Below are 4,679 nucleotides of genomic sequence, written 5' to 3'. Positions count from 1 at the left end.
TGCAACGGCTAGTCCATTGGCTAGATGCAAGCAGGTTTTGAGGCTATTTATCAATCTGATCCTGATATTTTCTTGGACAACAATACGATCTACGACGACGTCTATGTCGTGCTTGTATTTTTTATCAAGACTTGGGATGTCGGATATTTGGTAGAATTTCCCATCAATTTTGACCCGTTGAAATCCCTGTTTAAGTATTGCTGCTAGTTCTTTCTTGTATTCTCCTTTGCGATTTCGTACTATAGGTGCAAGGATATAGAGACGAGTTCCTTGTTCAAGTGAGAGAATGCGATCAGCCATTTGGTTGACGGTTTGGCTTTCTATGGGAAGTCCAGTTGAGGGTGAATGGGGGATGCCTATTCGTGCAAAAAGCAATCGTAAATGATCGTAAATTTCGGTTATTGTGCCAACGGTAGAACGAGGGTTGCGAGATGTATTCTTTTGTTCAATGGAGATAGCGGGAGATAATCCATCGATGCGATCTACATGTGGCTTTTTTATGACATCTAAAAATTGTCTTGCATAGGTAGAAAGGCTTTCCACGTAGCGCCTTTGTCCTTCTGCATAGATTGTATCAAAAGCTAGAGAAGACTTTCCTGATCCCGAAAGTCCCGTAATGACAATGAGCTTGTTTCGTGGAAGTTCTAGGTTGATGTTTTTAAGGTTATGTTCACGGGCGCCGTGAATGGAAATAGTCTTGAGGTCGTTCATATTCTAAAAGATCACTTTGTGTGAGAAATAGACGGTCATGGTATTGTGAATATTTATGAGACTTGTAGACTGTAAAGTAACATGAAGAAATAGGGTTTGCGAATAAAAAAAAATGCAATACATTTAACTTTTGACTTGGTGTGAAATATTGTCAAGGTTTTCCCTGATTTGTTGTAAAAGACGAGGGATTTTGTGTATACGTCTCTGAATATGAGACAAGTGTAAATTGGGGAGTGATATATAGATGTCCAGTGTTAATAAGGTTATCTTGTTAGGTAATCTTGGAGCAGATCCAGATGTGCGACATATGCAGGATGGTCGCAAGGTTGTGAATATCCGTATTGCGACTTCTGAGAGTTGGAAAGATCGTAATACGAACGAACGTCGAGAAAAAACTGAATGGCATTCTGTTGTCATCTTTCTGGAAGGATTATGTAATATTGTCGAGAAATATCTGCGCAAAGGATCTAAAATTTATATGGAAGGTTCTCTGCAAACTCGAAAATGGCAAGATCAATCTGGAAATGATCGCTATACAACAGAGATTATTATGAGGAACATGGTCATGTGTGATGGGCGCAAGGATTCTTCTTCAGAGCACAGACAAGGTAGTGATGGTAATAACTTTAGGGAAAATACTATTGAAAATCGTTCTCTATCATCGCAAGGTGAGAGTGTGTTCTCTGATGATCTTGACGATGGTATTCCATTCTAGTATTTCTATGGGGATGACTGTTTTTCTTGGTGTATAGGGAATGGTATTGCCAGGCTATCCTGTTTGGTGATTTATGTTAGCAATTAGATTAATTTAGTAGAGATTGTAAAATCCGTTGACTGATCAGATGACACCTAGGGATGAGGAGCATCAAACAGGCATCACCTCTATTTCGATAGTAGATGAGATGCAAAGCTCCTATCTTTCGTATGCGATAAACGTAATTGCAGCTCGTGCTTTACCCGATGTACGTGATGGGCTGAAGCCTGTCCACCGACGTATACTTTTTGGTATGATGCAGATGGGGATAGAGTGGAACAAGAAATATGTGAAGTGCGCGCGTGTTTCAGGGGATGTTATGGGTAAATACCATCCTCATGGTAATGTGGCTATTTACGATGCTTTGGCTCGTATGGCGCAGGACTGGTCTTTACGTTTGTTGTTGATTGATGGACAGGGTAATTTCGGTTCGGTAGATGGTGATCCTGCTGCAGCGGAGAGATATACCGAGTGTCGCTTGCAGAAAGCAGCGCATTTTATGCTGGATGATCTGGATAAGAATACAGTTGATTTTCGTGCTAATTATGATGATTCGCTTCGAGAGCCTGTTGTCCTTTCTGCTAAAATCCCGAATTTGCTTGTAAATGGAGCTTCTGGTATTGCCGTTGGTATGGCCACGAATATTCCTTCTCATAATCTAGGAGAAGTGATTGATGGCTGTATAGCTTTGATTGATAATCCTGATATGAATTTGGATGAGTTGATGGAGATTATTCCTGGTCCAGATTTTCCTACGGGAGCAACAATTTTGGGGCGTTCTGGGATAAGAAGTGCCTATGAGACAGGTCGAGGATCCATCGTAGTACGAAGTTGTTCACACATAGAGAAAATATCGGGAGATCGTGAGCAGATAATTGTGACTGAGATTCCATATCAGGTCAACAAGGCGGTTATGCTAGAGAAAATCGCTGGTCTGGTGCGAGAAAAACGCGTAGAAGGTATCTCTGATATTCGTGATGAATCTGATCGTCAAGGTTATCGTGTTGTTATTGAGTTGAAACGAGGTGCTTCTTCTGATGTGATTCTCAACCAACTCCATCGACATACTTCTTTACAGAGTTTGTTTAGTATCAATATGGTGGCTTTGAACGGCAGCAAGCCTGAGCGTTTCACGCTCATAGGTGTGATGAAAGCTTTCATATTTTTTCGTGAAGAGGTTGTTGGAAGAAGGACAAAGTATCTTTTAAATAAGGCGCGTGACAAGGCTCATGTTTTGGTTGGTCTTGCTGTTGCTGTGGCTAACTTAGATGATGTTGTTCGCATTATTCGCTTTGCACCAAATCCTGATTCTGCTCGTAAAGAGCTTATGAAGAGGAGTTGGGATGCTGCTTGTATCAAGGATTTAGTTGATCTGATTGATGATTCAGATTATGTCATTAGTAGTACTGGTACATTTCACCTATCAGAAGTGCAGACTCGTGCCATTCTTGAACTTCGCTTGGCGCGATTAACTGGATTAGGTCGTGAAGATATTGGCGATGAATTGAATAGGCTCGGTGAAGAAATCAAGGATTGTTTAGGTATTTTATCGTCACGTTCTCGTGTATTAGAGATTGTTAAAGATGAACTTTTGCATATTAAAAACGAGCTAGATACTCCTCGTCGTACGAGAATTATGGATAGTTTGCAGGATATGGACGATGAAGATTATATCGTGCGTGAAGATATGGTCGTCACAGTTTCGCATTTAGGATATGTCAAGCGAGTTGCTCTTTCTGTGTATCGAGCACAGCGACGTGGTGGTAAGGGTCGTTCTGGTATGGCGACGCGAGATGAAGATTTCGTGACGCGTTTATTCATCGTGAATACACATACACCGGTGTTGTTCTTCTCATCTTTGGGGTCTGTCTACAAGGAGAAGGTATGGCGTTTACCTGTGGGATCTCCTCAGTCACGTGGAAAAGCTTTGATTAATATTCTTCCTCTTGAACAGGGGGAGCGAGTGACGACAATTATGCCTCTTCCAGAAGATGAATCGAGTTGGGATAATCTATACGTTGTATTTGCTACCAAACTAGGAAATATTCGGCGCAATAGGTTGTCTGATTTTGTTCAAGTTAATCGCAGTGGTAAGATTGCTATGAAGTTAGAAGGAGAGGATGAGATTCTTTCCGTTGAAACTTGTGAAGAAGATAATGACATATTATTGACTACAAAGTTTGGACAATGTATTCGGTTCCCAGTTTCAGATGCACGTGTTTTTTCAGGAAGAAATTCTGTCGGAGTAAGGGGTATTTCCCTATCTAAAGGAGATATAATTATCTCTATGGCTATTGTTGCGCATGCCGAAGCTGACTATGATGAGCGTGTTTCTTATATTAAGCGTATGGCTGCTGATCGTCGCCTTGTTGGTGGTGATGTTGATGAGGGTGAAAACGATTCTTCTGCTGAGCAGAAAATTTCGGATATGCGTTATGAAGAATTGAAGTCGCGTGAGCAGTTTATTTTGACTGTTTCAGAAAAAGGCTTTGGGAAAAGGACATCTTCCTATGATTTTCGTATTTCCAGGCGTGGCGGAAAGGGCATACGTGCTACTGATCTTACGAAGATGGATGATATAGGTTCTTTGATAGCGGCATTTCCGGTTAGAGAAAATGATCAGATTATATTGGTTTCTGATAAGGGCACTCTTATTCGAGTTCCCGTAGATGATATCAGGATTGCTGGTCGTGCTACCAAAGGTGTTGTTATTTTTTCTACGGCAAAAGACGAAAGAGTGGTCTCAGTCGAACGCATTAATGAGCCTGATGTTGAGGAAGGATCAGATGAGTAAAGGATATTTATTTCTTTCGAAACCGTTGAGTTTTTGTGTTTGAGAGATTCTTTCTATAGTAAACTTCAAGGAGTATTCCTTAAAGATATTTATATTATCCCTTTTTAAGACAGATAAGATCAGAGATATTCTTGTTGGTTTTTTAGGAGTATTTTCATGAGAATATCGCAATATTTTTTGCCAATCATGCAAGAGATTCTCAAGAATGCAGAGATTTTTTCCCATCAGATTATGTTGCGTTTAGGGATGATTCGTCGGAATTTAAAAGGGATTTACTCTTTTTCTTAGTGGGATATATGTTTTGATCTCTCTTAGAGATAAGGTCTGCGATTTTTCTATGCACATTGAATTTTGCATAGAATAGTTTCGTGAGGCGTTTGTACTGAAGAGATTATTTTGCAATTATATTGTACGGTCGTT

Annotated in this window: 3 protein-coding genes and 1 pseudogene; 3 read left to right on the top strand and 1 reads right to left on the bottom strand. The window is 40.3% G+C overall.

Annotated features, from left to right (window positions below; genetic code table 11):
* Positions 1-711: pseudogene (locus tag H0G72_RS05540) on the bottom strand (excinuclease ABC subunit UvrA); the annotation flags it as partial.
* Between the two features lie 244 nt (positions 712-955).
* Between H0G72_RS05540 and ssb the strand changes: the two are divergent.
* The 3 genes from ssb (at position 956) to H0G72_RS06345 (ending at position 4,547) form a co-directional block, all read left to right on the top strand.
* Positions 956-1,426 (top strand): single-stranded DNA-binding protein, encoded by a 471-nt coding sequence (ssb, locus tag H0G72_RS05535; RefSeq protein ID WP_182017779.1) that lies wholly within the window; start codon positions 956-958, stop codon positions 1,424-1,426.
* Between the two features lie 115 nt (positions 1,427-1,541).
* Positions 1,542-4,259 carry a DNA gyrase subunit A gene (gyrA, locus tag H0G72_RS05530; protein ID WP_182017778.1) on the top strand — a complete coding sequence of 906 codons (2,718 nt, stop codon included), beginning with the start codon at positions 1,542-1,544 and terminating at the stop codon, positions 4,257-4,259.
* A gap of 156 nt (positions 4,260-4,415) precedes the next feature.
* Entirely contained in the window at positions 4,416-4,547 is a 132-nt protein-coding gene (locus tag H0G72_RS06345; protein WP_259345169.1) for a hypothetical protein, read from the top strand.
* The last annotated feature ends 132 nt before the right edge of the window (positions 4,548-4,679 follow it).

The organism is Candidatus Liberibacter sp. (genome assembly GCF_014048425.1).
In the GTDB taxonomy this organism is placed as follows: Bacteria; Pseudomonadota; Alphaproteobacteria; order Rhizobiales; family Rhizobiaceae; genus Liberibacter.
Note: the sequence above shows the minus strand (reverse complement) of the source record. Positions and strands in the feature narration are given on the sequence as shown.